Origin of the sequence: Curtobacterium sp. MWU13-2055 (genome assembly GCF_023242305.1) — a bacterium.
Taxonomy (GTDB): domain Bacteria; phylum Actinomycetota; class Actinomycetes; order Actinomycetales; family Microbacteriaceae; genus Curtobacterium.
The window spans coordinates 158,954-183,961 of record NZ_JALLIO010000004.1 but is presented as its reverse complement, the minus strand read 5'-3'; the positions used below and the strand labels follow the sequence as shown (position 1 = coordinate 183,961).

Sequence of the window (25,008 nt, the reverse complement as noted above, 5' to 3'; positions counted from 1 at the left end):
TCCAAGGAGATCATCCCCCGTGCCCAAGATCCTCGTCGTCGGCGGCGGTTACGCCGGTTTCTACACCGCATGGAAGCTCGAGAAGCACCTTCGCCAGGGCGAAGCCGAGGTCGTCATGGTGGACCCGCTGCCGTACATGACGTACCAGCCGTTCCTGCCCGAGGTCGCTGCCGGTTCGATCGAGCCGCGTCACGCGGTCGTCTCGCACCGCCGCCACCTCAAGAACACCCGCGTCGTCACCGCGAAGGTCACCAAGGTCGACCACGCGACGAAGACCGCCACGATCACGCCGACCGAGGGCGAGGCGTGGGAGGAGTCCTACGACCAGATCGTCATGACCGCCGGCGCGGTGTCCCGCACGTTCCCGATCCCGGGTGTCGCGGACGAGGCCATCGGCCTCAAGACGATCGAGGAAGCCGCGGCGATCCGCGACAAGATCCTCACGAACTTCCACAAGGCGGCGAACCTGCCGGCCGGTCCCGAGCGTGACCGCCTGCTGACCGTCGTCGTCGTCGGTGGTGGCTTCGCCGGCATCGAGGTCTTCGCTGAGCTCCGCTCCTTCGTCACCGACCTGCTGAAGAGCTACCCGCAGCTCTCCTTCGACGAGACGCGCTTCCACCTGGTCGAGGCGATGGGCCGCATCATGCCCGAGGTCTCGCTCGAGACCTCGCACTGGGTGCTCAAGAACCTGGCGCAGCGCGGTGCGAACGTGCACCTCGAGACCCAGCTGGCCTCGGCCGTCGGTGGCGTCTGCGAGCTCAAGACGAGCGACGGCGCGATCGAGAAGATCGAGTCCGACCTCATCATCTGGACCGCCGGTGTCATGGCGAACCCGATGGTCAAGGGCACCGACTTCCCGCTCGAGCAGCGCGGTCGCATCCGCGTGCAGCCCGACCTGCGCGTCGTCGACGACAACGGCGTGATCGCGGACGCATGGGCCTGTGGCGACGTCGCAGCCGTGCCGGACCTCACCGGTGGTGGCGTCGGCGGCTTCTGCGTGCCGAACGCCCAGCACGCCGTCCGTCAGGCGAAGCAGCTCGCGAAGAACCTGGTCGCGACCATCCGTGGCGAGGCCACGACCGACTACAAGCACGAGAACCTCGGCGCCGTTGCGGGCCTCGGTCTCGGCATCGGCGTGTTCCAGTCCGGCAAGTTCGCCATGAAGGGCTTCCTGGCGTGGGGCGCGCACCGTGGCTACCACGGCATGGCGATGCCGTCGTGGGAGCGCAAGTGGCGCGTCATCGGCGACTGGGTCGGTGGCTTCTTCCTGGGCCGCGACATCGCGTCGCTCGACGACCGTGAGACCCCGCGCGCTGCGTTCGAGGCCTTCGCGTCCCGTCCGAAGCCCGCGGCCGAGGCCCCGGCCGCGCCCGCCGCGGCCCCGGCTCCGGAAGAGGGCAAGGTCGCCGGTGCCGCCGGTCCCGTCTACGGCGAGCCCGCGAAGGACGTCTCCAACGCCCCCGAGCCGGTGACGGCCCCGGCCGACGCCAAGTAGCACCACTCGTCACGAAGGCGGTCACCCCGAGCGGGGTGGCCGCCTTCGTGCATCGGTAGGCTGTTGCGGCCCGCCCCCGTGGCCCAATCGGTAGAGGCACGCGACTTAAAATCGCTGAGTTGTGGGTTCGAGTCCCACCGGGGGTACCAAATCGAGTTCATGCGAACCCTTGACAGAAAGAAAATCTGTCAAGGGTTCGTTCTCTTCCGGAGACGGTTCGCTGCTGACGTGAGCGCGATAGTCGAGGACCGTCGTGAAGGGCTCTGCGAGTTCTCCGTCGGCCAGGCCGTGCTCGTCGATGTAGAGCCGGCTGAAGAACGCCTGGTTGAACTGCCGACGGACGGAGTCGCTGGCTCGTGAATACGCCTCGTGGCAGTGTTCGGCGAGATAGATGGCCGACTCGACGTTGGCTTCGACATCGACTGTCCGGACGTCGAAGGCTGCGATGCGTTCGGAGAGGGCTGCTGACCGCGCGCTGATGCGTTCCTGTTCTTCTGCGTAGAGCTCGGAGGGGATGACTCCGGACAGGTGGCCATCGAGTAGCACGCGGGCGCGCTCGGACAGCGCTTTCAGGTCTGCGGCGCAGCGGGCGCGCAATGCTAGCGTGTCGGCCAGCGAGACGTGCGCGTCCTCGCGTACGACGTTCCGGGCGCGTTCAGCGGCTTCGGGCGTGAGTGCGATCCGTCGATAGAGCTTCGCGACTTCCTCTTCAATCACCGAGATGCGCATCGCTTGGCGCGAGCAGGACGTGCGCTTCGAGTGACGTCCGGCGCACAGCGTGATCGTGCTCCACCGGAATTAGTGGCTGTTCGTCAGTGAGCTCCCGAGTCTCGCGCGCCGACGCTCACTGGCAGCGTTCCTGTGCGCGCGACAGCACCGCTCATCCTCCAGACGGGCACGACTGCCCGGAACCCTAGGCGGAGGGCCGTCAGTCGCCTGGCCGGATTCGGGTCTGGGTGAGCCGGTCGACAACCTGGCTCGGCAGGCACCCGTTGTCACTGAGGACGGCACGGACATGCTTCCTTTGTTCACTTTCGGACATGCGCCCCGTCGCCGCGGACAGAAGGTTCATCCAGACGGCGGTCACGTCGCCGACCATCCCCAGCACCACGTCGGGCGGCGTCAAGTAGACGTAGGGATTGGCGCCTGACGCATGTTCAGGGTCGACCGCAAGCCGTTCCGACAGGAGTACGACCACGCTGCCCGCGGGAGCGTGGTCGGCGCCGCGGTCATGGGCAAGCTGGTCGAGCTGCGTGTTCGCCTGACGGATGTCCTTGGCGGGGAGCAGCCCGTCTTCGCGCTCCTCGGACTTCGCCTCGAGGGCGACCCACAGCGCGGTGCCCCATTCCCAAGCGGAGTCGCAGCGTGCCTGCCCTTCCGGCTTCGACGCCGAGGCCCCCAGGTACTTGCCGAGGGTCGTAAGGCCCCGCTCGTACCTTGCGGCCTCCTGCTGCGCGAGCGCGGCTTGCATCTCCGCGATTTCGGCCGTGATGACGCCCAGGCGCAGCCGGCCCCGAAGGCGCGCGACGATCTCGTTCACGGCGACCACGTCCATAGGAGCGAGATCGACCTCGTCGGCGGCCGGAAGCGGCAGCATCTCCCGCAGCCAAGTTCCGCGGTTCGCGGCGAGGCCCGCCTCGCGGACGAGTTCGCGCGCTCGCGCGCGTTCCGTTTCGTCCGTCGCTCCGACGTGCAACCAGACGCCTGCGATGTAGAGCAGAAGGCCCCGGTAGCCGCGGGTCGTTTCGGGCCCGACGTGGACCACCGCCTCCCGGAGCTTACCGCTCGCCCCGATCCAGTCGCCGCTGTAGGCGAGGTTCCACGCGTCGACTTCAAACGGAGCCGCCTTACCGAGAGGCTCCGCTGCCGGGGGCTCCATCTTGACGGCGTCTTCTCGGAATTCGGAGACCATCTCCTCGCCGTTCTCTCGCCATTCCTTGTCGTGCGCGAGGAACGTGGCGACGTTCTGGACGATGTCGTCCGGATCCGCACCGCGGCTGTTGGCCCAGCCGAACTGCACCTCCGCCTGAACTTCGGGCTCGAGTGCCGAGATGTTGTCCTGCCGGCTGAAGTACTTCGTGATGTCTGCGCCGCGGACGATCACGACCGCGTAGTCATTCGGACCTCGCGTGCTTCGACCGGCGCCCTGAACGATCCGGGTTCGGATTCGTTCTGACAGCGCCGCGTTCGCTTCGGCGCGTTCGCTGAGGAATTTCTCTTGCAGGCCGACGGCGTCGGGCTTGCCGTCGAGGACGACGATTCTGCACGCGTGGTCAGGGAGGTCCATGCCGTCGTACCGGTTCGCGAGTCCGAGCACCCCGGTCTTCGCTTTCGCGAACTCCTCGAGGCCCTTCTGTTCCAGTTCGTCGCGGCCGAGCACGGGAACGTTCTTGCCGGCGAGCGACTCCGCCGTTGCTCGGGCGCGTGCGACGGTGTCCTGGCTGAGGACCAGCGCCTTGTCCGTGAGACCTACGAGGCGCTTGGTGAGGGCCGTCCCGTCGCCTCCGGCGACCAGGTCCGGGAAGACGAACAGGCGCCGGCCGGATCTAGGGGGCGTCTTGCTCGGCAGCGGCATGCGGGTGATTTCTCGGCGCCCGAATGCGCGTTCGAGCTCTCCGCCGGCACCGAGAGTCGCGGACAGGTAGATGCGCTGTCCCGCCCCGGTGAACACCCTGTTCTCGAACGTGGGCGGAATCATCGGGCGTATCTGAATGCCGCCGTAGGAGAGGTAGACCAGACACGAGGCAAGCCCTGCGCGCACCATCGCCAGTTCGAACTTGTACGGTTTCGGAAGTTTGGCCAGGGTCGCATCCAGCGCGGCGAGCGCGTCCGGATCCGCCGCAGGGAGGATCAGCCGCACCTGGTGGTGCGCGCCTGGATCGGGGGAGCCTTCAAGCCGTTGGAGCAACAGGCCGGACATAAAAGGCTTCAGGGCGGCCAGCAGCGCCAGATAGGCGTCTTCGTCGTCGGACCGCCGAATGTCGACGCCGTACTCGTGTCCGACGAACTGTTCGCCGGCGTGGGCGTCGTCGAAGACGACGAGCCGGGGGACGGGCACGTGCGGGTTGCTGTTGAAGATTGCATTGTATGTCACGACGCCGATCGCGTCTCCGCTCTCTACGGCGGTCGCGTCAGCGAGGTCCCAGCTCGTGTGACTCCCGATCAGGAGCGCGACCGGCACGCCCTCGCGCTTCGCCGCGGCGGCTACCTGCTTCGCGAGCTGCTTAGTGGGCGTCGCGTAGAGAACGGGTCCTTCTCCCTTTCGCCGCACCCATTCTCCGATGAGCAGGCCCGGGACCGTCTTGCCGGTGCCCGTCGGGAGCTCCAGAGCGAGGTCCGCAGTCGTCTGGTGCTTCTCGGCATACGCGCGGATGACGTCGCCCTGGTGCAGCCAGAGCGACGGAACGGCTTCGCCGGTTCGGGGGAGCCCTCCGCGGAGGTACATCTCCTCCGGCGTCTCGAAGTGCTGGGCAACCTTTTTCGCCTTGCCGACGAACGCCATCGTGAACTCCTCCGTGGCAGGCCGCGCCTCAATGCGCGTACGGGACTGCACCAGACATATTCTCACGTCTGGCGGCCCTGTGCCGGGACAACCGGCGGTCAGCGCCGAAGTCGTGCGAGCCTACTGGAGACCTCCTCCGCGCGGGCACCGATCATGTGGTCATCCGTGATGGCGAACCCGGACTTCCTGAAAAAGGCTTCCCGCTCGGCGGGGCTCGAAGACAGGTCCAGAGCCCCCGCGACATAGGTGCATGTGCGCGCGAGAGCCTCATCTACGAACGCCTCAAGCAAGTCCGACCCGGCGCCCTGTCGACGCGCGCTCGTGGCGACGTAGATACGAGTCAAGAACGCGTGCGGCCCAGGCGGGAGATCGAGTGAGTCGAACGAAACGTTGTCTCGATAGTCGTATCCGAACGTACCGGTGATCACGCCCTTGATCGCGGCGTCGGTCCGAACGACGAAGTCCACGTGAGGCGGCTTCGCCGCGAGGTACCAGTCGGCGACGCCCGCAGGCAGATCGCTGGCGTCCTTCAACATCGACACCAGCTCGCGACGATCCGTCGAACGGATAAGTTGCACGGTCATGCGCCTAGCAGACCACACGGAGGGGCGTTGCGGCTCCATCCTTCGCGCCAACATTGAAACGCACGGTCACGCGTCATCTCGACCGACGAGGCCAAGGAGGAGAAGTCTGGCCGCACGAGCGGGCGCTGGGCCTCGCGGCGCCGCACCGGGCGCGGACGCCTGAAGGTGGGTTCGGGGTTTCCGGAAGGCCGGCCAACCTGGGCGCCCTAGAGGGACGCCGCTCCGGTGCCCGGCGCCTGAAATCCGCATGTCCGGAGGCCTGGACTAACGCGCCGTGGCGACGCGCCGATAGAAAGCAGGCGAGCCCCGTCCAAGGAGTCCATGTGTTTCTAATCTTGATCGCAGCCCCACCGGCGCTGACTCCGACCCCCACATCAACGCCTACGCCGACCGTGCTGCTTCCCGCCGATTCCGGGCCGTGGTCCGGTTGGGCGTCCGCAGCCATCGCAGTTCTTGCCTTGGTTGTCTCTATCCTGACATTCGTCGCCACAACGCGAAAGAATCTCAAAGAGGCAAAGCGGAAGACGATTGATGACTTACGCGTCGCGTCTTCGGTGTTGCGCAGCCCAAGCGTTCAACGAGCCATTGAAGAAATCGAAGGGTCAGCGGAGGCGATCCGACTCAGGAAAAGCGAGTACGACAACCGGCTGCGGACCGCCGACCCCGCTTCCGTGCCCGACGCTGTGCTGGAAGAGAGGATCCGAGGCCGCCACTTCGCTCGTAACGGCGACGAATTCGGTCGTGCCTACGGGCAAATCGCGGGGGCCATCATTACGGCTGCTTCTTATGTTCCCCCTGAGATAAAATCTCGCGACGTTCCGGTGTGGCGACAGAATGGGCGCGATCTCTACCTGCTCGTGAAACACGCAGTCGGATCACTGGCCGAGCCGCGCTGGGAGCTGAAGAAGCTTCCTACTCTCCGTGCGATGTTCGGTGTCGAATCGGAGCTTAGCGACGCGGCCCTGCTGGCTGCGATCGCGACACTGAATCGCATTCGTCCTGACGACACCGAAGCCCTGATTCTTGCTTATGCGGACGAGTGACGACGGGAAACCGCCAATCGCAATGCTGCGATCATCAGCTTAGAACTTGGATGCTGAGAAACGCGCTTCCCCGTCACGCGCACCGGGACATTGGCATGGTCGGAACCACGCTCGATATCGATGGTGCCGGCAAGGAAGTCCGGAGTCTCATCGCCCACGGTTTAGCGCGTCCGGAACCGGATTACCGCTTGCTCGCAAAGGCGCTTCTTGCTGAGGCCGAGCAGTTGAATCGCGGCCAGTAGATGCGGCGTTCAACGAATAAATGCACATACTGCGCTGTTCGAAAGCTATTCAAGCAGTGGTGCTCACCCTTCGAGCAGCAGCTGGGCTCCTCGTTCCTCTGAGGTCAATTCGAGGAGATCAGGTCGTTCCGCGTAGAGCGTGCGGAGGAGTTGCAAGGCGATCTCGATGGCCCGCTCCTTCTGGGCCCATGCGACTTCAGGCTTCGGTTCTTTGGAGCCGTGAACGAGCATGCTGCGCGCCGAATAGAGCTTTTTCAACTCGGTTTGCAATTTCAGCCTGTCGTCGGTACTGCCGGGTTCCAGGAGCTTAGCTATGGATGCGGTGACACGGAACGTCGTTTCCTGCTGGGTGCCAAAGGCATTTTCCCATACGATGACCGCGTCAATGAAGGCGTCTGCCGCATCCCACCGCTGGGACACAGCCCCGAGAAGGCGCTTCATCGCGATGTTAAGCGATTCCGGATGTTTGTCCAGGACAAGCTTGTGCCAACGGACTGCCTCTTTGCCCAATGGCTGCGTCAGTTCGTAGCTCGCGGGGGCGCGGGCGTCGGTCTCCCATGAAGACGAGCCTCCGGGCTGTGTTGGGTCTGCGATATACCGTGATACTTCGCCGGTAGCCAGCAGCTCGCCCTTCGACGTCGAGGCGAGTAGCAAGCCGAGGCGGACGCGGTCAATCCGCCTTTGGAGTGCGCGATATGACTCTTCGATGCGCGGACCGAGTTTTCGCCACTCCTTTAAGAATTGATCATCGCTGGGAAGCGACTGCGGGTAGATCTTCAGCAGCTGGATAGGGAACTGCGTTGTGTAAACGCTTGTTATGCGATCGGTCTGATTCAGCAGTAGTTCCTGTTCGACTGGGAGCATCTCCCGAAGTTGGTCGTCGCCGAATGAGAGAGATGTTCCTTCTGCCATTCGAACGCCGCTGAAGCCGATGAATGCAGGAACCTCAACCTCGTGTCCGGCGGCGAGTTGACGGAATGTGTTGACAGACTCCTCGATCGAGTCCATGAGGCGTGCCTGCGTAAGAGCCGATCCATCGAGCCGAGCGAGCACCGAGGCGTGGAAAACGATGCCGTCTAGTACTGAAATCAGCTGCCGGCTACCGCCCTGGCCGGTGCTCATCATCCAGTTGCTCTGTATCGCAAGTATCTCTTGGCCCATAGTTTCGACGTGGTCGATCGACTCTGCATCTGGGAAAAGCTTCGTCAACTCCGCGTCTGCCATGAAAGCTTTCGCGGCCTGAGGAGTCTCGGGGTGAGAGAACAAACCAGGCGTCGTCGACATCCAAAAAGTGCGCGGGCCCTGTGTCGGAGGCTTCAATAGGAGAACTGGCCATAGATCGCGAGCTACGATGCTTAGCGCATGAACTACAGGGCCGTCGCTTGGAGATGCGTCGGCTACTTCGCCTCCGCATTGGAGTCGAAGGTAGTTCGCAAGACTCCCGCCGAAATCGGCTCGGAATTGAGCGAATGCCGAAGACGAGTAGAGCATGACGTCCAGCTCCCCATTGCCACTCCAAGGGGCCTGGTTCATTGCATCGAGAAGCAGTGCCACTGCTGAGGGATCGGTGCGCGCTTCGATCAACTCCATGATCGAGCCCTCAATCGGAAGATTGAGCACATACCGCAAGAACTCATCGCCATAAGAGTTGATTAAACGCTGGTAGGTTTGCTCGGGAAACTTGTTCATGTTGTGTACCAGTGTGACACCTCGAACTTTATTTGGCTAGAGGCGGCGGTCTCGGGTGTACCTGCCTGGTGCTCAGACCATCATTCTGATATACGGGTCAGGGTCACTATTAAGGAAGTAGAGCCAGGTCCAACGTAGTGCAGAACTTCGCTTCGTGAGATGCGCGCGATCGCTGTGTGATATGAGCGCGCGTTACTCCAATCAATCCTCTCGTTTCAGTGCCGACCTGACTGTTGTGGCACCCCGTGAGAGTTGACGCGCTATGACCTGGTAAGTGAGCCCTTGCGTACGCAGCTCTTTCGCTCGTCGCACTTCGGCTCCGGATAGCGGCTGCTTGCCAAGCGCAAGACCCCGTGACCTTAGGTGCCGCGAGACTGTGACTCTGTGCACTCCGTACTTGGCTGCCAGGTCGTAGATCGACTGCCCGCCGGCCATGTACTCACCAGCCACAGCGTCGACGTCCGCGGAACTGAGCCGCAGCTGCTGGGCCGCACTCGGGGCAGCGGGACGGACGTCCGATGAGAGCAGGTCGTCCATGCCGCCGGACTTGACCATCTCGATGAGCCTCCTCGTTGCCGCCGGAGGGTTTGCGAACGCTTCCCTTCGCCGTACCGCCGAGGCTCTGGCGTGGCGCCCGCCGCGTGCCGCTGCGAAAGCGACAGAACTCTGCGAACAGTTCGCGTCGTTCTGTCGCTCCGGCCGCACAGTCCGAGCGATGGTCCTGCCATCTGTCGCTTCGACGGTGGGATCGGGTCGCCCTGGGCATCGGACTGGAGGCGCGGGACCGGCCCGCCACGTGCCTCCCGGCCCGCGGGCCGTCGCCTTCCCGCGAAGACGGCGCGACTGCACGACCGGCTCGCTGCCCAGTAGCATCGACGATCGTGGTCGGACTCGGAAGCGCACTCGCGAACCTGCAGAACGCCCTCCGTCGGCCCGAGGCCCACGTCGAGGTCGTCGACGGCGAGACCGTCCCCGTCGGCATGCTCCTCGGCACGCTCGGTGCACTGCTGCTCGACGCGGGCAGCTCCGTCACCGACGTCCGCTCGGCGCTCGAGAAGGCCCGCGACGCCGCCGGGGTCGGTCCGACCCTGGCGATCGGGGTGCTGCCGGCGCTGGTGATGGTGAGCGAGGTCTCGACCGGTGCGGCGACGATCGTGAACGCCGAGGGCGTCGAGCTGTCGTCCCGACAGGCTGCACGGGCGAACCGGGTCGTGCTCGGGTTGGAGAGCGGGTCGATCGCCCTCGCCGAGATCCCCGCGCGGGTCCGGGCCATCCGTGCCGGCACCGTCCCGCCGCCCGCACTGCCGTGGATCCTCGGCAACGCGCTGACCTCCGCCGGGCTCGCCGTCGTGTTCCGGTGCCCGTGGTGGGCGATCCTGCTCGCGCTCCTGGTCGGTGCGCTCGTCGGGGTCATCGGACTGCTGCTCCGGCGCTTCCGCGAGGCCGTCGCGATCATCCCGTTCCTTGCCGCTTTCGTGTCGACGGCCATCGTCGGACTCGTCGCCGCGGGTGCCGGGTTCGAGCAGGTCCCGCTGTTCGCCGTGTGCGCCCCGGTGGCGGTGTTCGTCCCCGGTGCCCTCATCACCAACGCCCTGCTCGAACTGACCGCCGCGGACATCGTGACCGGGTCCTCGCGGCTGGTCCAAGGGCTCATCATGCTCGGCTTCATGGCGGCCGGCATCGCCTCGGGCAGTGCGCTGACCGGGCTGCATGTCGACCCGTCGTCGGCCGCGCTCGTCGGCGAGGTCGCCGGCGTCGGCACGGACCTGGCCGGGTGGGAGTCCGTGCCGTCCTACTGGGTGTCGTGGGTCGCCGTCGTGGTCTTGGCGGTCGGCCTCGGCCTGGTGTTCCGCTCGGGCTGGCGGCTGACGCTCGTGTCGGTGGCCGTCATGGTCACCGCCTACGCGCTGGTGAGCGGGACGACGCCGGTGTGGGGGAGCGTCGTCGCGACCGGGGCGACGGCTGCCCTGTTGTTCGTCGCGACGCGGTTGCTCGAGCGGCTCGTGCCGGCGATCCCGGCGACGGTGTCGTTCTTCCCGGCGTTCCTGCTGCTCGTCCCCGGGACCGTCGGGCTGGTGGCGGTGGCCACGTTCGACCCCGAGTCCCTCGCGACACCTCTGGCGACCTTCGTCAGCCTGTGCATCGGGACGAAGATCGGTGGGTTGCTGCCGGGTCTGTTCGCCCGGAACGCGCCGAGCCACACGTAGCGCCGCCCCGGGCGGCCCCGCACCGCCTCGGGGGTACCTGGCCGGATCGGGCGTACCTGGTCGGAAGTTTCGACCAGGTACGCCCGATCCCGCGGAGCACCGCGGCTGCAGCCGCGACCGCAGCTGTGGACGCGACCGGCTGACGGACGGGAGGCGCGCGGCGGGGCCGCCACGGGCCTCCCGTCCGGCGCCGCGCACGTGCAGAGCCCGCTACGGCTCGAGCAGTCGGCCCGCCGCCTGGTCCTCCGCTGCCGTCGCCTTGGCGAGGTAGTGCACCTTCTTGCCCGTCGCGTTGTAGGGCAGCTCGTCGACGAAGCGGTACCGCCGCGGCCGCTTGTAGCGGGCGAGACCGGGGTGCGAGCCCGTCCACTCCTCGAGCTCGGCGGCGGCCGCGACGTCGTCCTCCGGTAGCCGTCCCGCTGCACGGACCACGTACGCCGTGACGACCTCGCCCCACCGCTCGTCCGGGATCCCGACGACGATCGAGTCGGCGACGCCCGGGTGCTCCTGCAGTGCGGCCTCGACCTGGACGGGGTGGACGTTCTCGCCGCCGGAGATGATCATGTCGTCCTTGCGGCCGACGATCGTCACCCGTTCGTGCTCGTCCCACGTGGCGAGGTCGCCGGGGTAGAACCAGCCGTTCGCGAACTTCTCCGCCTCGAGCCCCGGGTTGCGGTACGAGTAGCCGGACTTCACGGTCCGGACCGCGAACTCGCCGATCTCGGAGCCGTCCTTCGGCACGGTGTCGCTCGGGTCGGCCAGGCGGTCCTCGTACACGCGCACCACGGCGACGTCGTCGTCCGTCGATGCTCGTCCGGTGGAGCCGGCGCCGTCGGGGAAGTCCTCAGGACGCAGGAACGTGTTCCAGAAGGTCTCGGTCGTGCCGTAGCCGTTGAAGATCCGCGGGGACAGGAGCTCCTGGTAGCGGAGTGCGGCGGCACGGTCGAGCGGCGCACCCATCGTGACGATGCCGTGCAGGGACGACAGGTCGCGGGGCCGGGCCTCTTGCGCGTTGGCGAGCTGCACCAGGTTCGGCGGCGCACCGATCAGGAACGTCAGGCGCTCGGACTCGACCAGGTCGAGCACCCGCTCGGCGTCGAAGTGCCGCAGGGTGGTGAGCTCGGCGCCGACGTAGAACACCGGGTTCGGGCCGCCCGAGTACAGGCCGCCACGGTGGAACAGCGGCGACATGTTGAGCGTCTTGTCGAAGGGGCTGAGCGGGAAGTGCATCACGACGTCGTGGGCGCTGAGCACCTCGACCAGGCTCGGCAGGGGTACCGGCTTCGGTCGCCCGGTGGTGCCGGAGGTGTAGAGCCGGGTGGTCTCGTCGTAGGTGCTGCGGGGCTCGGTCGCGGCGAGCTCGGCGGGGGTGACGGGGTCGGCGGCGAGGAGCGCGCTGAACGCGACGCGCGCGTCGTGTGCTGCGTGGCCGTCGTGTGCGGTGTGCGTGTCTTGGTCGTCGTGGTGCGCTGCGTGGTCGTCGCCACTGACGACGACGATGTGGTCCGGACGGTGCGGCGCGGTCTCGAGCGCTCGGGCGATGTCGTCGCCGCGCACCGCGTCGTGCACCAGCACCACGGGCGCGGAGTCCTCGATGATGAAGGCGACCTCGTCGGGGGCGAGCCGGAAGTTCGTCGGCGAGAACACCGCGCCGATGCGGTGGCACGCCAGGTAGAGCATCGCGAACTCGGGCGAGTTGAACAGCTCGACCATCACGACCGAACCGCGACCGACTCCGTGCCGGACGAGCCACCCGCCGATGTGGTCGACGACGTCCCCGAGTTCCGCGTAGGTCCACGACCGACCCGTGTCCGGGTCGCGCAGCGCGGGCCGGTCCGCGAAGCGGTGGGTGTTCCGCGCGAAGCCGTTCGCGTACGTGTAGCTGCCCTCGAACACCTCGCGGAACCGCGTCGGGTCGTAGTCGGATCGGGTCTCGGTCATCATCGCTCCCTGGGGCGGTCGAACGGCGCGTCACGCACCGATCGTCACTGTATCCGCCGCGCGGGGACGGCGGACGGGAGGCCCGGTGCGGGTCAGGCGGCCGCGTCCGGTCGCGCGGTGCGCGCCCAGAACCAGGCCCCGATCGCGCCCGCCACGCAGGCCGCGCCGACCGCGCCGAGCAGCACCGGCGACGCGTGGGTCCCCGCGGGACCCGAGTAGACCGCGGCGGTGAGCGCCACCGCGACGACCGCCAGTGCCACGTACCGGGCACGCGAGGCCACCAGGACCGCACTGCCGGCGGAACCCGCGAACGGCAGCAGCGTCGCGACGACGGCTCCGACCCCGCCGACGCACAGGGTGATGGCGAACTCCGACGTCAACGCGGACCAGAAGCCCCCGCCCGCGGTCAGGCTGTGGAGCACCCACCCCGCGGTCGCGAGCCCGAGCAGCGCGATCGTCCGCCAGGTCGCGCTGCGGGCACCGGCGGCGATCCCGGAGCCGAGGCGCAGTGCGGCGGTGTCCAGGTCGGGGCGTCCCGACGGCACGAGCACCATCCCGACGATCAGAGCGGGGGAGAGGTCCGCGGCCCGCGTGATCCCGCACGCCACGAGCGCCGCGAGCACCAGCCACGGGGACACCCGGAAGCCCACCGCACGGTGGTCGGGTCCGGCTGCCCACCGGGTCACGAGCACCACGGCTGCCGTGAGCACCGCGGTGCCGAGCAGCACGGCGATGGCGAGGCGGACGTAGCGGGCCTCGAGCGAGACGCCAACGCCGAGCAGTGTGCACAGGGCGGCGACGGCCACCGCGACCGTGATCGACACCCACGTCGGCAGCACGTCGTCGGACCCGGAGCGGTCCGAGCGCGAGCGGTTCCGCCCGAGCAGTCCGGCGAAGGGCGAGCGGATGCGCCCGCGGGCAGCGGCGGCGACGAGCGCGAGGGGTGCGGCGATGAGCAGGAGGAACCCAGCGGCGACGGCCGTGGCGATCAGGACGGTCCGCCACGAGAACGCGGCCTGGATCGTCGGAACGGTGCGGTCGTAGGCGGTGGCAGCGGTCCAGTCGCCCGCGGGGCCCGACCAGTCGGTGCGGCCGCCGCCGGAGCCTGCGGCCCCGGGGGTGCTCGTGCCGGTCGGGTCGGTGCCGTCACCGGGCGCTGCCGCTGATCCGGGGCCGTCGTCGCCGGTGCCGCCTGCGTTCCCGGTTCCGGCCGGGGTCTCCGCGTCACCGGGGGTCTGGCCGTCACCCGGTGCGGTCGTGGTGCCGGTGGTGTCGGTTCCGTTGCCGGTGCCGGTGCCGGTGCCTGTGGTGCCGGTGCCGTTGGTCGGTGCGTCCCCGCCGGTTCCGGAGGTGCCGGGGGTGCCGTTCGGGGTGCCCGAGGTCGACCACACGGTGACCTGCACGGCAGCGGACGACCGCGAGTAGTTGCCGGCGGCGTCGTGCTGCGTCGCGGTGAGGTCGTGTCCGCCGGCCCGCAGCTGCGACCCCGCGGTGGAGCAGGACCAGGAACCGTTCGCAGCGACCTCGGCCCGGCAGACGGGTGCGCGGTCGACGTAGACGGTCACGTCGGCGCCGGGCTCGCCGGTGCCGCGGACGACCGTGGCGTGCGAACCGACGCGGTCGCCGTCGTCGGGTGCGGTGATCCGCGGAGCCGCCGGTGCTGTGCGGTCGACCGTGATCCGCACCGGGGCCGAAGATGCGCTGCGCAGGTCGGAGCGGTAACCGCGGGCCGTGCTGGCGGTCTGCGAGGCGGTCACGGTGACGGTCGCGTCGGACCGCAGCGCGAGCGAGGTCACCCACCGACCGTCCGGGCCGACCGGGGCGGTCTGCTGCGTCGACGATCCGGAGACCGACAGCACCACGGTGGAACCGGGGAAGCCCGTGCCGGAGAGCGCGCCGCTGGTCGGGTGGTCGGACGCGATGGTCGGCGGCACGATGACGTCGGAGGCCGGGGCACTCGCGGGCGGCTGGCTCGGCGCGGTGACGTCCCGCACCGTGAAGACCTGCTGCGGACCCGACCGCACCGTACCGAGGCACGACCACGAACCGTTCGCCTGCACCTGGGCCGAGCACCCGGCCGAACCGGTCGACGCGGGGCCCGCGACGCGGACGACGTGCGCCGGGGTCCCGGTGCCGTGGAACCGGGCGGTGCTGCTCGTCACGTCCCCTGGGTCGGCGATGGTCGGTGCGACGGGCGGTCGCCCGGTGGACGCGGGCGGGGGCGTGGGGGTGCCGGGGCGACCGCTGCTCGGCGGGCCGACGAGTTCGCCCGGTGCGGGGGTCGCGGTGCTCGCGGCGCTGACGCGTTCGGTGGTCGCCTGTTCGTGGGGCGCCGTGCCGGCGAACGCGGGTGCGGCTGCCGCAGCCAGCAGCGCCGCGGCGAGGACGGCCGTGGCCGAGGCGAGCGCGACGAACCGGGTACGACGACGAGGGCCGTCGCCCCCGACGGCCCGGTCGTCCACGTTGTCCCCTCGCGTGCTCACCGGCTCCATCCCACGTGATCCGGGCCGCTGGGTCAATACACCTCGCGGATGATGTCCCGCATCCGGTCGTGTTCGCCCCGCAGCCCGAACGCCCGGTGTGCGTGACTCGGGAATCGCCCGTGAACCCTGGCGGTCGACGCGAGCACTGCGGACGCGTCGGTAGACTTCACGACGGCCGTTCAGGCCACGCAGCACCGCGGATCCGAACGCGAGAAGGAGCACCCACGCATGGACACCGGACTCGTCACGACGCTGATCGTCGTCGGAGTGGTGGTGGTGATCCTGGTCATCATCGGGATCTACCTCTGGGTGACGTACAACTCGCTCGTCACGCTCAAGGTCCGTGTGGACGAGGCCTGGAGCGACATCTCGGTGCAGCTGAAGCGGCGCGCCGACCTGATTCCGACCATCGTCGACACGGTCAAGGGGTACGCCACCCACGAGAAGGCCGTCTTCGACGACGTCACCAAGGCGCGCTCCGAGACGCTGACGGCCGGTGACGCCGGCACGGCCTCCGCGGCCGAGGGGCACATGCAGAAGGCGCTGAAGAGCGTGTTCGCGGTCGCCGAGGGGTACCCGCAGCTGCAGTCGAGCCAGAACTTCCTGCAGCTGCAGACCGAGCTCGTCGACACCGAGGACAAGATCCAGTCCGCCCGGCGCTTCTACAACGGCGGCGTGCGCGAGCTGAACACGAAGATCCGGGTCTTCCCGAACTCCACGTTCGCCAAGCGACGGGGCTTCGCCGAGGCGACGTTCTTCGAGACCGCCGAGCCGGCAGCCATCGCCGAGCCGCCGCGCGTCCAGTTCTGACCCCAGCCTCGCAGCTGCCGTGTACAGCGCCATCGCGCGGAACAAGCGCAACACCGTCGTCATCGTCCTGGTCTTCCTGCTGATCATCGGCGCGCTCGGGTTCCTGGGCGGCTACCTGGCGGGGAACGTGTCGATCGGCGTCATCGTGCTCGCCGTCGCCCTGGGCTACGCGGTGCTGCAGTACTTCTTCGCCGCTCGGCAGGCGACCGCCATCGCCGGTGGCATCGAGATCGACCGCACCTCCGAACCGCGGCTCTGGCGGACGGTCGAGAACCTCGCGATCTCGACCGGCATGCCGATGCCCCGGGTCTACGTGATCCAGGACCCGTCGCCGAACGCCTTCGCCACCGGGCGCGACCCGGAGCACGCCGTGGTCGCGGCGACGACCGGGCTGCTGCAGATCATGGACGACCAGGAGCTCCAGGGTGTGATGGCCCACGAACTCGGGCACGTCCGCAATTACGACATCCGGGTCTCGACGATGGTGTTCGGGCTGGTGGTCGCCGTCGGCCTGATCGCCGACGTGCTCCTGCGCATCTCGATCTTCAGCGGCCTGTCCGGCGGCCGGAACCGCAACTCGGACAACGGCGGTGGCGCGAACCCGGTGCTGCTCATCGCCGGCATCGTGGCTGTGGTCGTGGCGCCGATCGCCGCGGCGGGCGTGCAGGCTGCGGTGTCCCGGCAGCGCGAGTACCTCGCCGACGCCACCGGTGCGATGACGACGCGCCACCCCGAGGGCCTCGCCCGGGCGCTCGAGAAGCTCGGCGCGTACGGCCGTCCGATGCAGACGCAGAACTCGTCGATGGCGCACCTGTGGATCGCCGACCCGATGCGCCCCGGCGTGATGGACCGGCTGTTCTCGACGCACCCGCCGCTGCCGGACCGCATCGCACGGTTGCGGGCGAACGCCGACCGATTCTGACGCCGGTCAGGCCTCGACGGCGTCGAGCTGCTCCGTGGGTTCGGGGGCATCGGCGTCGTCGACGGCTTCGTGCGGGACCAGCGGGAGGCCGAGCGCCCCGGCGACCGCGGCTGCAGCCGTGCCCCGATCCGTGACCTCGACCTCGTCGAGTCCCTGCCAGGCGGCGGTGCGTCGGAGGGTCTCGGCCAGCCGCTCGGCATCGAGGTGCTCGCCGGGCTCCTGCCACGCGGTCCGGACCCGCAGCACGCCACGCTGCCGGTCGCTCTTCAGGTCGACCCGGCCGACGAGGCGGTCGTCCTGCAGCACGGGCAGCACGTAGTACCCGAACACCCGCTTCGGCGCCGGTGTGTAGATCTCGATCCGGTAGTGGAACCCGTACATCCGCTCCGCCCGTCGGCGGAACCACACGACCGGGTCGAACGGGCTGAGCACCGCGTCGGCGGTCAGCTGCCGGGGCACCCGGGCATCGGGGTGGAGCCAGGCCCGCTCACCCCAGCCCTCGACCCGCACGGGCAGGAGCTCGCCGGCCGCGGTGAGCTCCGCGATGGCGCCGGCGGTGTTGTCCGACCGCAGTCGGTAGTAGTCGGCGATGTCCGCTCGGGTGCCGACGCCGAGGGCGCGGGTGGCGTGCCGGACGAGTTCGAGCACTGCGGCAGCGCGCGGCGGTGCCGTCTCGAGGAACCCGGCCGGCAGGACCTGCTCGGGGAGGGCGTACACGCGCTCGAAGCCCGACCGTCCGGCGCTCACGGCCTCGCCCCAGCGGAACATCTGCTCGAGCCCGAGTTTCACGTCGCTCCAGCCCCACCACGGACCACGGCGGACGTTCGACTCGTGCTCGACCGCGCTGGCCCGCATCGGCCCCTCGGCACGCAGGAGCGCGTGCAACTCGCGTCGGACCCCGGCGGTGCGGGTGACGCCGTCGATCCTGGTCGGACCGGCGTCGCGCTCCCGCAGGGCGTCCATCCGCCAGCGGAACAGCCGCAGGTCGTCGCGCGGGATGAGGGCTGCCTCGTGCGCCCAGTACTCGGTGTAGGGCCCGGACCGGCCGAGGGTCAGCCGGTCGAGCGTGGACCGGTCGTACGCCCCCAGCCGTGCGAAGAGCGGCAGGTAGTGGCTGCGCTCGAACACGTTCACCGAGTCGATCTGCAGCAGCCCGAGCCGGGCGAACGCTGCGTTCACCGCACGCGTCGAGACCTCCGTCGCCGGTGGCCGACCAAACCCCTGCGCGGCGAGGGCGACGCGGCGGGCTTCGGCGGCGGAGAGCGAGGACCTGACCATGCGGCGACGCTACCGAACCCCGCCGACAGCGCGGCGTCCGAACGTATGCCGTATCTGGAACGCGAGGACGTCTGGATCGCTAGGATCGGCCCATGGCCTGGGGAAAGAAGACACCGCACACGGATCCCGTCGTCGTCGATGACGCGGTGCCGCCCGGCATGCGGATCGCCGGTGCGTGGTCGTGGCGGATCCTCGTCGTGGTCGGCGTCGTCGCGGTGGTCATCTACCTGGTCACGCTGTTCAGCGAGATCCTCATCCCGTTCCTCATCGGCATCGTCGTCGCCGCGCTCCTGGTCCCGCTGTCGAACTGGATGCAGCGCCACCACGTGCCGAAGTGGCTCGCCGTCATCGTCAGCCTGGTCGGTGGGCTCGCCGCCGTCGGGGCGCTCATCTGGCTCGTCGTCGACCAGATCGCCGCCGCCTACCCGTCGCTCCGCGACCGCACCCTGTCGCAGTACGACAACATCCGCGACTTCGTGCTCAGCTCCGGGCTCGGGATCAGCCAGAAGGACCTGAACTCCTACCTCAACCAGGCGACCGACTGGCTGCAGAGCAACTCCGGCTCGATCCTGTCCGGAGTGGCCAGCGCGGGGTCGTCGCTGACGCACATCCTCACCGGCCTGTTCATCGTCATCTTCACGGTGATCTTCCTGCTCATCGACGGCAAGAACGTCTGGCGCTGGACGGTCCGGCTCTTCCCGAAGAACGCCCGCAGCGCGATCGACGGCGCCGGGGTCGCCGGCTGGACGACGTTGACGAGCTTCATCCGGGTGCAGATCTTCGTCGCGTTCGTCGACGCCGTCGGCATCGGCCTCGGTGCGTTCTTCCTGCAACTGCCGCTCGTCGTGCCGATCGCGGTCTTCGTGTTCCTCGGGTCGTTCATCCCGGTCGTCGGCGCGATCGTCACCGGGTTCCTGGCGGTGTTCGTCGCCCTGGTCTTCAACGGCCCGGTGGCGGCGGTCATCATGCTCGGCGTGATCCTGGTCGTGCAGCAGGTCGAGGGACACATCCTGCAGCCGCTCGTCATGGGCAGCGCCGTCAAGGTGCACCCGCTCGCCGTCGTCCTCGGGGTCACCGCGGCGTCGGGTCTCGCGGGCATCGCGGGCGCGTTCTTCGCCGTCCCGCTCATCGCCACCGTCAACTCCATGGTCACGACCATCTCGAGCGGCCGGTGGAAGACGATGGACTCCGACCACGTGCTCGAGGCCAAGCAGGACGCGCACGACGAGAACGTCCGGACCAAGCGCCGGCGCAAGATCCTCAAGCTGCGCAAGCGCCGTGGCGACGTCCCGAAGCCGGGCACCGACGAGCAGCCGACCGCGGTCAAGGGGACGGCAGGCTGACGCTGAACGATCCCTCGTGTCACGGGTTCGCCGCGGACGCCCGGAACGACGATGATGGGGGAGTGACCGACACCAGCGCCTCCCAGCACACGCTCGCCGCGATCCCCACCCTCGCGGACATCGAGACGGCGCGGGAGACCATCTCGGGCGTCGCGCGCGTCACCCCGATGGAGACCTCGCAGTTCCTGGCCGAGGTGCTCGGTTCACCGGTGCACCTGAAGTGCGAGAACCTGCAGCGCACCGGCGCGTACAAGGTCCGCGGCGCCTACAACCGCCTGTCGACCCTGTCCGAGGAACAGCGCGCCAAGGGCGTCGTCGCGGCCAGCGCCGGCAACCACGCCCAGGGGGTCGCCCTCGCCGCCCGCGAGCTCGGCATCCCGGCGACGATCTTCACCCCGGTCGGTGTCGCGCTGCCGAAGCTGCAGGCCACCCGCCACTACGGCGCCGAGGTCGTGCTGCGCGGCCACTCGGTGGAGGAAGCCCTGAGCGCCGCCAAGGACTTCGCTGCGCACACCGGCGCGGTCTTCATCCCGCCGTTCGACCACCCCGCCGTCATCGCCGGCCAGGGAACCCTCGGCCTCGAGATCATCGACCAGGTGCCCGACGTGGACACCGTCGTCGTGCCGATCGGCGGCGGCGGGGTCATCTCCGGCATCGCCCTCGCGGTCAAGGGCATGGCCGAGCGGCTCGGACGACCGATCAAGGTCATCGGGGTGCAGGCCGAGAACGCCGCTGCCTACCCGTCGTCGATCCGCGCCGGCGAGCCCGTCACCATCACGACGACACCGACGATCGCCGACGGCATCGCGGTCGCCCGCCCCGGCGACCTGAACTTCCCGATCATCCGCGACCTGGTCGACGACATCGTCACGGTCTCCGACGACGACACCGCCCGCGCCCTGCTCGTGCTGCTCGAGCGCGCGAAGCTCGTGGTCGAGGCCGCCGGAGCCGTCGGCGTCGCCGCGATCATGTCCGGCGCGGTCCGCGACACCGGGCGCACCGTCGTGCTGCTCAGCGGCGGCAACATCGACCCGCTCATGATGGAGCGCGTGATCACGCGCGGTCTCGTCGCCGCGTCGCGCTACATCGGCATCCGCATCATGCTGCCGGACCGTCCGGGCCAGCTCGCCCGGGTCGCCCAGGTGATCTCGGACGCCGGCGCGAACGTGGTCGAGGTCCTGCACACCCGCCACGGACAGGGCCTGGTCATCAACGAGGTGGCCCTCGACCTGTCGATCGAGGCGCGCGGCCCCGAGCACGCGCAGGAGGTCATCCAGCGCCTGCACGAGGTCGGCTTCCGCCCGGAGCTCCTCGAGCACTAGCCCTGCGACGATCCACGAGTCGTTCGACGCGTGTCCTGTCGGATCCGTGGTGCGCCCCGGCGGGCGGGGCCGTGGAGGCGACCAGCGGACAGACGGGAGGCCCGTGGCGGTGTCGCCCCGGGCCTCCTGTCCGTCTGTGGTGCTGCCTACGGCTCGTAGCGCTCGATCTTGACGACCTCGACCGCGATCTCCTTGCCGTTCGGCGCCGTGTAGGTGGCCTTGTCGCCGGCCTTGAGGCCGACGATCGCCGCGCCGACGGGGCTGACCGGGCTGTAGACCGTCAGGTCGGAGCCCTCGGCGACGATCTCGCGGCTGCCGACCAGGAACGTCGACTCGTCGCCCGCGATGACCGCGGTGACGACGGTGCCGGGCTCGACCGTGCCGTCGAAGACCGCTTCGCTGACGGTCGCGTGCTTGAGGAGGTTCGTGAGGACGCGGATGCGCGCCTCGATCTTGCCCTGCTCGTCCTTGGCGGCGTGGTAGCCGCCGTTCTCCTTGAGGTCGCCCTCTTCGCGAGCGGCCTCGATGCGGCGCGCGATCTCGGCACGGCCCTCGCCGCTCAGCTCGTCGAGCTCCGCCTGGAGACGGTCGTGCGCCTCCTGGGTCAGCCAGGTGACCTGCGTGTCGTTGCTCATCTTCTGTCCCTTCGACCATGAAAAAACGAGACCGGCCGAGTGGTCGGTCTCGAGAGGCGAATCAGGACAGTCTAGGGAATCCAGCAGTCGTGGATCAAGCCGGTGACGCCACGGGTCGTGGTCGTCACCTCGGTGCTGACACTGCGGGTGCGCTGCTCGGACGGGGCGAGGGTGATCTCCTTCCAGCCGACGATCGAGTAGCTCTTGTCGAGGACCTGGACGGCGCACTTCGCCCGGACGCCCGGGTCGACGGAGACCTGCGAGTGCACGACCGTGCTGTGCTGGGAGAGGACCTCGTACCCCACGACGTCGTCGGTCAGGCCGCGGTCGGACTGGTCGAGACCCGCCCAGATCACCCAGGCGGCGAAGACCACGACCACGGCGATGGCGGCGGTGATCGCGACGGCCTTGCTGCGGCGCGCTCGGGCCGGGGTGCGGCCGTAGCGGTCGTCGAGGGTGGCGGTGTGGTGCTGTTCGGACAGTTCGGGGCTCCCGGGGTGATTATCCTGATCCCAGGGTAGTTCACGCGTCGCTGTGCACTTCCCGTCCCCGCTCGTCCTCCGCTCGCCCACGCTCACCCACGTGAGGAAGTCCCGTGCCGTACCGCTTGCTGGCCGTCCACGCCCACCCCGACGACGAGTCGAGCAAGGGGGCGGCGACCGCGGCGAAGTACGTGGCCGAGGGGCACGAGGTGCTGGTCGTCTCCTGCACCGGGGGCGAGGCCGGCGACATCCTCAACGACCAGCTCGGCGAGCCCGCGACGAGCCGCGCGCACCGCGACATGGCCGGGTACCGCCGCGGTGAGATGGCCGCCGCGCAGGCAGCCCTCGGCATCGACCACCTGTGGCTCGGCTACCACGACTCCGGGTTGCCCGACGCCGAGAAGGGCGAGACCGTCCGACCGGGCACGTTCTCGACCGTGCCGCTCGAGTACAGCACCGAGGCGCTCGTCCGGGTGATCCGCCGGTTCCGTCCGCACGTGCTCGTCACCTACGACGAGAACGGCGGCTACCCGCACCCCGACCACATCCGCACGCACGAGGTGTCCGTCGCCGCCTGGGCAGCCGCGGCCGATCCCGCTGCGTACCCCGCGGCCGGCGAACCGTGGTCGATCGCGAAGCTCTACTACGAGCGCACGATGAACCCGCGCCGCTTCCGCACGATCTTCGAGGCGCTGCAGGACCGCGACCCGGACAGCCCCGCGATCGAGCAGCTGCGCGAGTGGGTGGAGCGGTTCGCCGACCGACCCGACCTCGCCACCACGCACGTCGACGTGCACGAGTACTTCGACCAGCGCGACGCCGCGCTCCGTGCCCACGCCAGCCAGGTGGCGCCGGACAGTGCGTTCTTCTACTGGCCGAACGACCTCCTGGCCACGGTGTGGCCGACCGAGGACTACCAGCTCGTGGAGGCCCGCGTGCCCACCGAGCTCCCGGAGACCGATCTGTTCGCCGGGATCCCTGCCGACAAGGAACCGACCCCGTGAGCTCCATCGCGGCGGCACTCGCCGCCACCCCCAGTCCCAGCCCCAGCGTCGTGCCGGACGTGAACGTCACCCCCGGTGTCGTCGGGTTCATCGCCATCGCGCTCGTGGCGATCGCGACGATCGTCCTGGTCGTAGACATGACCCGGCGCATCCGGCGGACGCGCTACCGGTCGGAGATCCGCGAGCGTCTCGAGGCGGAAGCGAACGGCACCGCGGTCGACGGTCCGGCGACGGACGAGTCGGAGCGGCGTGCGGCCGAGGACGGCCGAGCCGACGTCGGGGACGACACCGAGCGCGGTTGACCCGCTAGCGCCTGACGGAACCGGGCGTACCTGGGCGGATCGGGCGTACTTGGTCGAAAGTTCCGGGTGAGTACGCCCGGAACGACCAGGCATCGCGCGCGTTCTGGGAAGGAACGTGCGACCGTCAGCGCACCGGGTCCAGGGCGACGATGAGCACGCCGACCCACTGCGCGCCGAAGGCCACGACCGTCAGGGCGTGGAACACCTCGTGGAAGCCGAACTGGGTGGGCACCGGGTTCGGCCGCTTGAAGCCGTAGACCAGCGCGCCGATGATGTAGGCGACACCGCCGGACAGGATGAGCACGGTCATCGGGACGCTCGCCGCGAAGAACTGCGGCAGCAGCCCGAGCGCCGCGCAGCCGAGCACCAGGTAGATCGGCACGTACAGCCACCGGGGCGCGTTGATCCACAGCACCCGGAAGGCGATGCCGAGGGCGGCGCCGGACCACATCACCCAGAGCACGACCACCATCAGGGTGTGCGGCAGGGCGCAGATCGCGATCGGCGTGTAGGTGCCGGCGATGAGCAGCAGGATGTTCGTGTGGTCGATGCGCTTGAGCACCGCCTTGACGGTCGGCCCCCACGGGAACCGGTGGTACGTCGCGGAGACCCCGAACATGGCCAGCGACGTCGCCATGAACACCGCGCTGCCGACCTTCGCCGCCGTGCTGTCGGCAAGGGCGATGAGGACGATGCCCATCGCGATGGCGAACGGGAACGCGCCGAGGTGGATCCAGCCGCGCCAGGCGGGGCGGGTGTCCTCCGTGGTCGTCGCGGCCTCTTCGGTGAACGGGACGTGGGGGAGGGTGGCGGTCTCGTGCTCGTCCTGCATGTGCCGACTGTAAGCCCCGTGCCCGAACGGATGCCACGAGTTCTGGGGGAGCCGCACTCGGGACGCTCCGACCGACGGTGCACTACGCTCGGTGCGTGACCGGCAGGGTGGGATGGGCAGGACGAGGGATCCTCTACCGCGCCTACCAGAGCCGCATCCGCCGCCAGATCGAGGGCAGCGCGAAGCCGAAGCACGTCGCCATGATCGTCGACGGCAACCGTCGGTGGGCGAAGCAGCTCGGGCTGGAGTCCGCTGCGCACGGCCACCGCGCCGGCGCCGCGAAGATCCCGGAGTTCCTGACCTGGTGCGACGAGCTCGGCATCGAGGTCGTGACGCTCTACCTGCTCTCCGCCGACAACCTGACCGGACGTGCCGGAGCGGAACTCAGCGAGCTCGTCGGCATCATCGGCGACCTGGCCGGGGTGCTCGCCGACACCACGGACTGGCGCGTGCAGCACGTCGGGTCGAACGAGGGCCTGCCCGACTCGCTCGTGTCCGCGCTCGCGCAGGCCGAGGAGCGCACCGCCGGCCGGACCGGACTCCACATCAACCTGGCCGTCGGGTACGGCGGGCGCCGCGAGATCGCCGACGCCATGCGCAGCATCGTGGAGTCGCACGGCGCGGGTGGCGGCACGATCGACACCCTGGCCGAGGTCCTGACGCCGGAGCTCATCGGCGACCACCTGTACACGCAGGGACAGCCCGACCCCGACCTGGTGATCCGGACCTCGGGCGAGCAGCGGCTGTCCGACTTCATGCTGTGGCAGAGCGCGCACAGCGAGTTCTACTTCGTCGAGGCGCTCTACCCCGACCTGCGCGAGGTCGACTTCCTGCGCGCTGTCCGCGACTTCGGGCTGCGGTCGCGACGCTTCGGCGGCTGACCGACGGACGT

At 68.9% G+C, this 25,008-nt stretch carries 21 protein-coding genes and 1 tRNA gene; 13 read left to right on the top strand and 9 right to left on the bottom strand.

The annotated features are described in order from the left end of the window. The first annotated feature begins 19 nt into the window (after positions 1 to 19). The 3 genes from M4960_RS11005 (at position 20) to M4960_RS19380 (ending at position 1,855) form a co-directional block, all read left to right on the top strand. Complete coding sequence (locus M4960_RS11005; RefSeq protein ID WP_248704236.1) at positions 20 to 1,495, top strand: FAD-dependent oxidoreductase; 1,476 nt, start codon at positions 20 to 22, stop codon at positions 1,493 to 1,495. Between the two features lie 72 nt (positions 1,496 to 1,567). After that, positions 1,568 to 1,644 (top strand) — tRNA-Leu (locus tag M4960_RS11000). Positions 1,645 to 1,723: 79 nt separating this feature from the next. Then, on the top strand, positions 1,724 to 1,855 hold the full coding sequence (locus tag M4960_RS19380; RefSeq protein WP_260097048.1) for a hypothetical protein: 132 nt from the start codon (positions 1,724 to 1,726) through the stop codon (positions 1,853 to 1,855). Between the two features lie 568 nt (positions 1,856 to 2,423). Here M4960_RS19380 and M4960_RS10995 read toward each other — a convergent pair. Both M4960_RS10995 and M4960_RS10990 read right to left on the bottom strand, forming a co-directional pair. Further along, the gene (locus tag M4960_RS10995; protein ID WP_248704235.1) at positions 2,424 to 4,997 is read right to left on the bottom strand and encodes a DEAD/DEAH box helicase; all 2,574 of its coding nucleotides are present in this window, start codon (positions 4,995 to 4,997) and stop codon (positions 2,424 to 2,426) included. A gap of 98 nt (positions 4,998 to 5,095) precedes the next feature. Further along, positions 5,096 to 5,581, bottom strand: coding sequence for a GNAT family N-acetyltransferase (locus M4960_RS10990; protein WP_248704234.1), 486 nt, complete (start codon positions 5,579 to 5,581; stop codon positions 5,096 to 5,098). A gap of 392 nt (positions 5,582 to 5,973) precedes the next feature. Between M4960_RS10990 and M4960_RS10985 the strand changes: the two genes are divergently transcribed. Together M4960_RS10985 and M4960_RS10980 are read left to right on the top strand one after the other, a co-directional pair. Next, positions 5,974 to 6,624: a hypothetical protein gene (locus tag M4960_RS10985; protein WP_248704233.1), complete on the top strand. Its 651-nt coding sequence runs from the start codon at positions 5,974 to 5,976 to the stop codon at positions 6,622 to 6,624. 95 nt (positions 6,625 to 6,719) lie between these two features. After that, positions 6,720 to 6,866: a hypothetical protein gene (locus M4960_RS10980; protein ID WP_248704232.1), complete on the top strand. Its 147-nt coding sequence runs from the start codon at positions 6,720 to 6,722 to the stop codon at positions 6,864 to 6,866. Between the two features lie 63 nt (positions 6,867 to 6,929). Here M4960_RS10980 and M4960_RS10975 read toward each other — a convergent pair whose 3' ends face one another. Then, positions 6,930 to 8,555, bottom strand: a complete 1,626-nt coding sequence (locus tag M4960_RS10975) for a HEPN domain-containing protein (protein ID WP_248704231.1) — start codon at positions 8,553 to 8,555, stop codon at positions 6,930 to 6,932. Between the two features lie 881 nt (positions 8,556 to 9,436). Between M4960_RS10975 and M4960_RS10970 the strand changes: the two genes are divergently transcribed. Then, complete coding sequence (locus tag M4960_RS10970; RefSeq protein WP_123294738.1) at positions 9,437 to 10,762, top strand: threonine/serine exporter family protein; 1,326 nt, start codon at positions 9,437 to 9,439, stop codon at positions 10,760 to 10,762. A gap of 210 nt (positions 10,763 to 10,972) precedes the next feature. Here M4960_RS10970 and M4960_RS10965 read toward each other — a convergent pair whose 3' ends face one another. Beyond that, positions 10,973 to 12,703 (bottom strand): class I adenylate-forming enzyme family protein, encoded by a 1,731-nt coding sequence (locus tag M4960_RS10965; RefSeq protein WP_248704230.1) that lies wholly within the window; start codon positions 12,701 to 12,703, stop codon positions 10,973 to 10,975. A gap of 92 nt (positions 12,704 to 12,795) precedes the next feature. Further along, the gene (locus M4960_RS19745; RefSeq protein WP_308222009.1) at positions 12,796 to 15,186 is read right to left on the bottom strand and encodes an Ig-like domain-containing protein; all 2,391 of its coding nucleotides are present in this window, start codon (positions 15,184 to 15,186) and stop codon (positions 12,796 to 12,798) included. Positions 15,187 to 15,414: 228 nt separating this feature from the next. Here M4960_RS19745 and M4960_RS10955 point away from each other — a divergent pair, with 228 nt between their 5' ends. Then, positions 15,415 to 15,996, top strand: a complete 582-nt coding sequence (locus tag M4960_RS10955) for a LemA family protein (protein ID WP_111084820.1) — start codon at positions 15,415 to 15,417, stop codon at positions 15,994 to 15,996. Between the two features lie 19 nt (positions 15,997 to 16,015). Then, positions 16,016 to 16,918 (top strand): M48 family metalloprotease, encoded by a 903-nt coding sequence (locus M4960_RS10950; protein ID WP_111084819.1) that lies wholly within the window; start codon positions 16,016 to 16,018, stop codon positions 16,916 to 16,918. 6 nt (positions 16,919 to 16,924) lie between these two features. On the opposite strand, the gene M4960_RS10945 is transcribed toward M4960_RS10950, so the two are convergent. Continuing rightward, on the bottom strand, positions 16,925 to 18,196 hold the full coding sequence (locus tag M4960_RS10945; protein WP_248704229.1) for a winged helix-turn-helix domain-containing protein: 1,272 nt from the start codon (positions 18,194 to 18,196) through the stop codon (positions 16,925 to 16,927). 92 nt (positions 18,197 to 18,288) lie between these two features. Here M4960_RS10945 and M4960_RS10940 point away from each other — a divergent pair, with 92 nt between their 5' ends. Together M4960_RS10940 and ilvA are read left to right on the top strand one after the other, a co-directional pair. Further along, positions 18,289 to 19,539, top strand: a complete 1,251-nt coding sequence (locus M4960_RS10940) for an AI-2E family transporter (protein ID WP_131878233.1) — start codon at positions 18,289 to 18,291, stop codon at positions 19,537 to 19,539. Between the two features lie 62 nt (positions 19,540 to 19,601). Then, positions 19,602 to 20,861 carry a threonine ammonia-lyase gene (ilvA, locus tag M4960_RS10935; protein WP_123340649.1) on the top strand — a complete coding sequence of 420 codons (1,260 nt, stop codon included), beginning with the start codon at positions 19,602 to 19,604 and terminating at the stop codon, positions 20,859 to 20,861. Between the two features lie 146 nt (positions 20,862 to 21,007). Here ilvA and greA read toward each other — a convergent pair whose 3' ends face one another. Next, on the bottom strand, positions 21,008 to 21,496 hold the full coding sequence (greA, locus tag M4960_RS10930; RefSeq protein WP_111084815.1) for a transcription elongation factor GreA: 489 nt from the start codon (positions 21,494 to 21,496) through the stop codon (positions 21,008 to 21,010). 71 nt (positions 21,497 to 21,567) lie between these two features. Then, positions 21,568 to 22,068, bottom strand: coding sequence for a DUF4307 domain-containing protein (locus M4960_RS10925; protein WP_165918729.1), 501 nt, complete (start codon positions 22,066 to 22,068; stop codon positions 21,568 to 21,570). 23 nt (positions 22,069 to 22,091) lie between these two features. Here M4960_RS10925 and mca point away from each other — a divergent pair, with 23 nt between their 5' ends. Both mca and M4960_RS10915 read left to right on the top strand, forming a co-directional pair. Further along, entirely contained in the window at positions 22,092 to 22,982 is an 891-nt protein-coding gene (mca, locus tag M4960_RS10920; RefSeq protein ID WP_123294744.1) for a mycothiol conjugate amidase Mca, read from the top strand. Next, on the top strand, positions 22,979 to 23,284 hold the full coding sequence (locus M4960_RS10915) for a hypothetical protein (RefSeq protein ID WP_123294745.1): 306 nt from the start codon (positions 22,979 to 22,981) through the stop codon (positions 23,282 to 23,284). The genes mca and M4960_RS10915 overlap by 4 nt, the downstream gene beginning before the upstream one ends. A 124-nt stretch (positions 23,285 to 23,408) precedes the next feature. Here M4960_RS10915 and M4960_RS10910 read toward each other — a convergent pair whose 3' ends face one another. Further along, complete coding sequence (locus tag M4960_RS10910) at positions 23,409 to 24,116, bottom strand: hemolysin III family protein (protein ID WP_123294746.1); 708 nt, start codon at positions 24,114 to 24,116, stop codon at positions 23,409 to 23,411. Between the two features lie 95 nt (positions 24,117 to 24,211). Here M4960_RS10910 and M4960_RS10905 point away from each other — a divergent pair, with 95 nt between their 5' ends. After that, positions 24,212 to 24,997 carry an isoprenyl transferase gene (locus tag M4960_RS10905; RefSeq protein WP_173170760.1) on the top strand — a complete coding sequence of 262 codons (786 nt, stop codon included), beginning with the start codon at positions 24,212 to 24,214 and terminating at the stop codon, positions 24,995 to 24,997. The last annotated feature ends 11 nt before the right edge of the window (positions 24,998 to 25,008 follow it).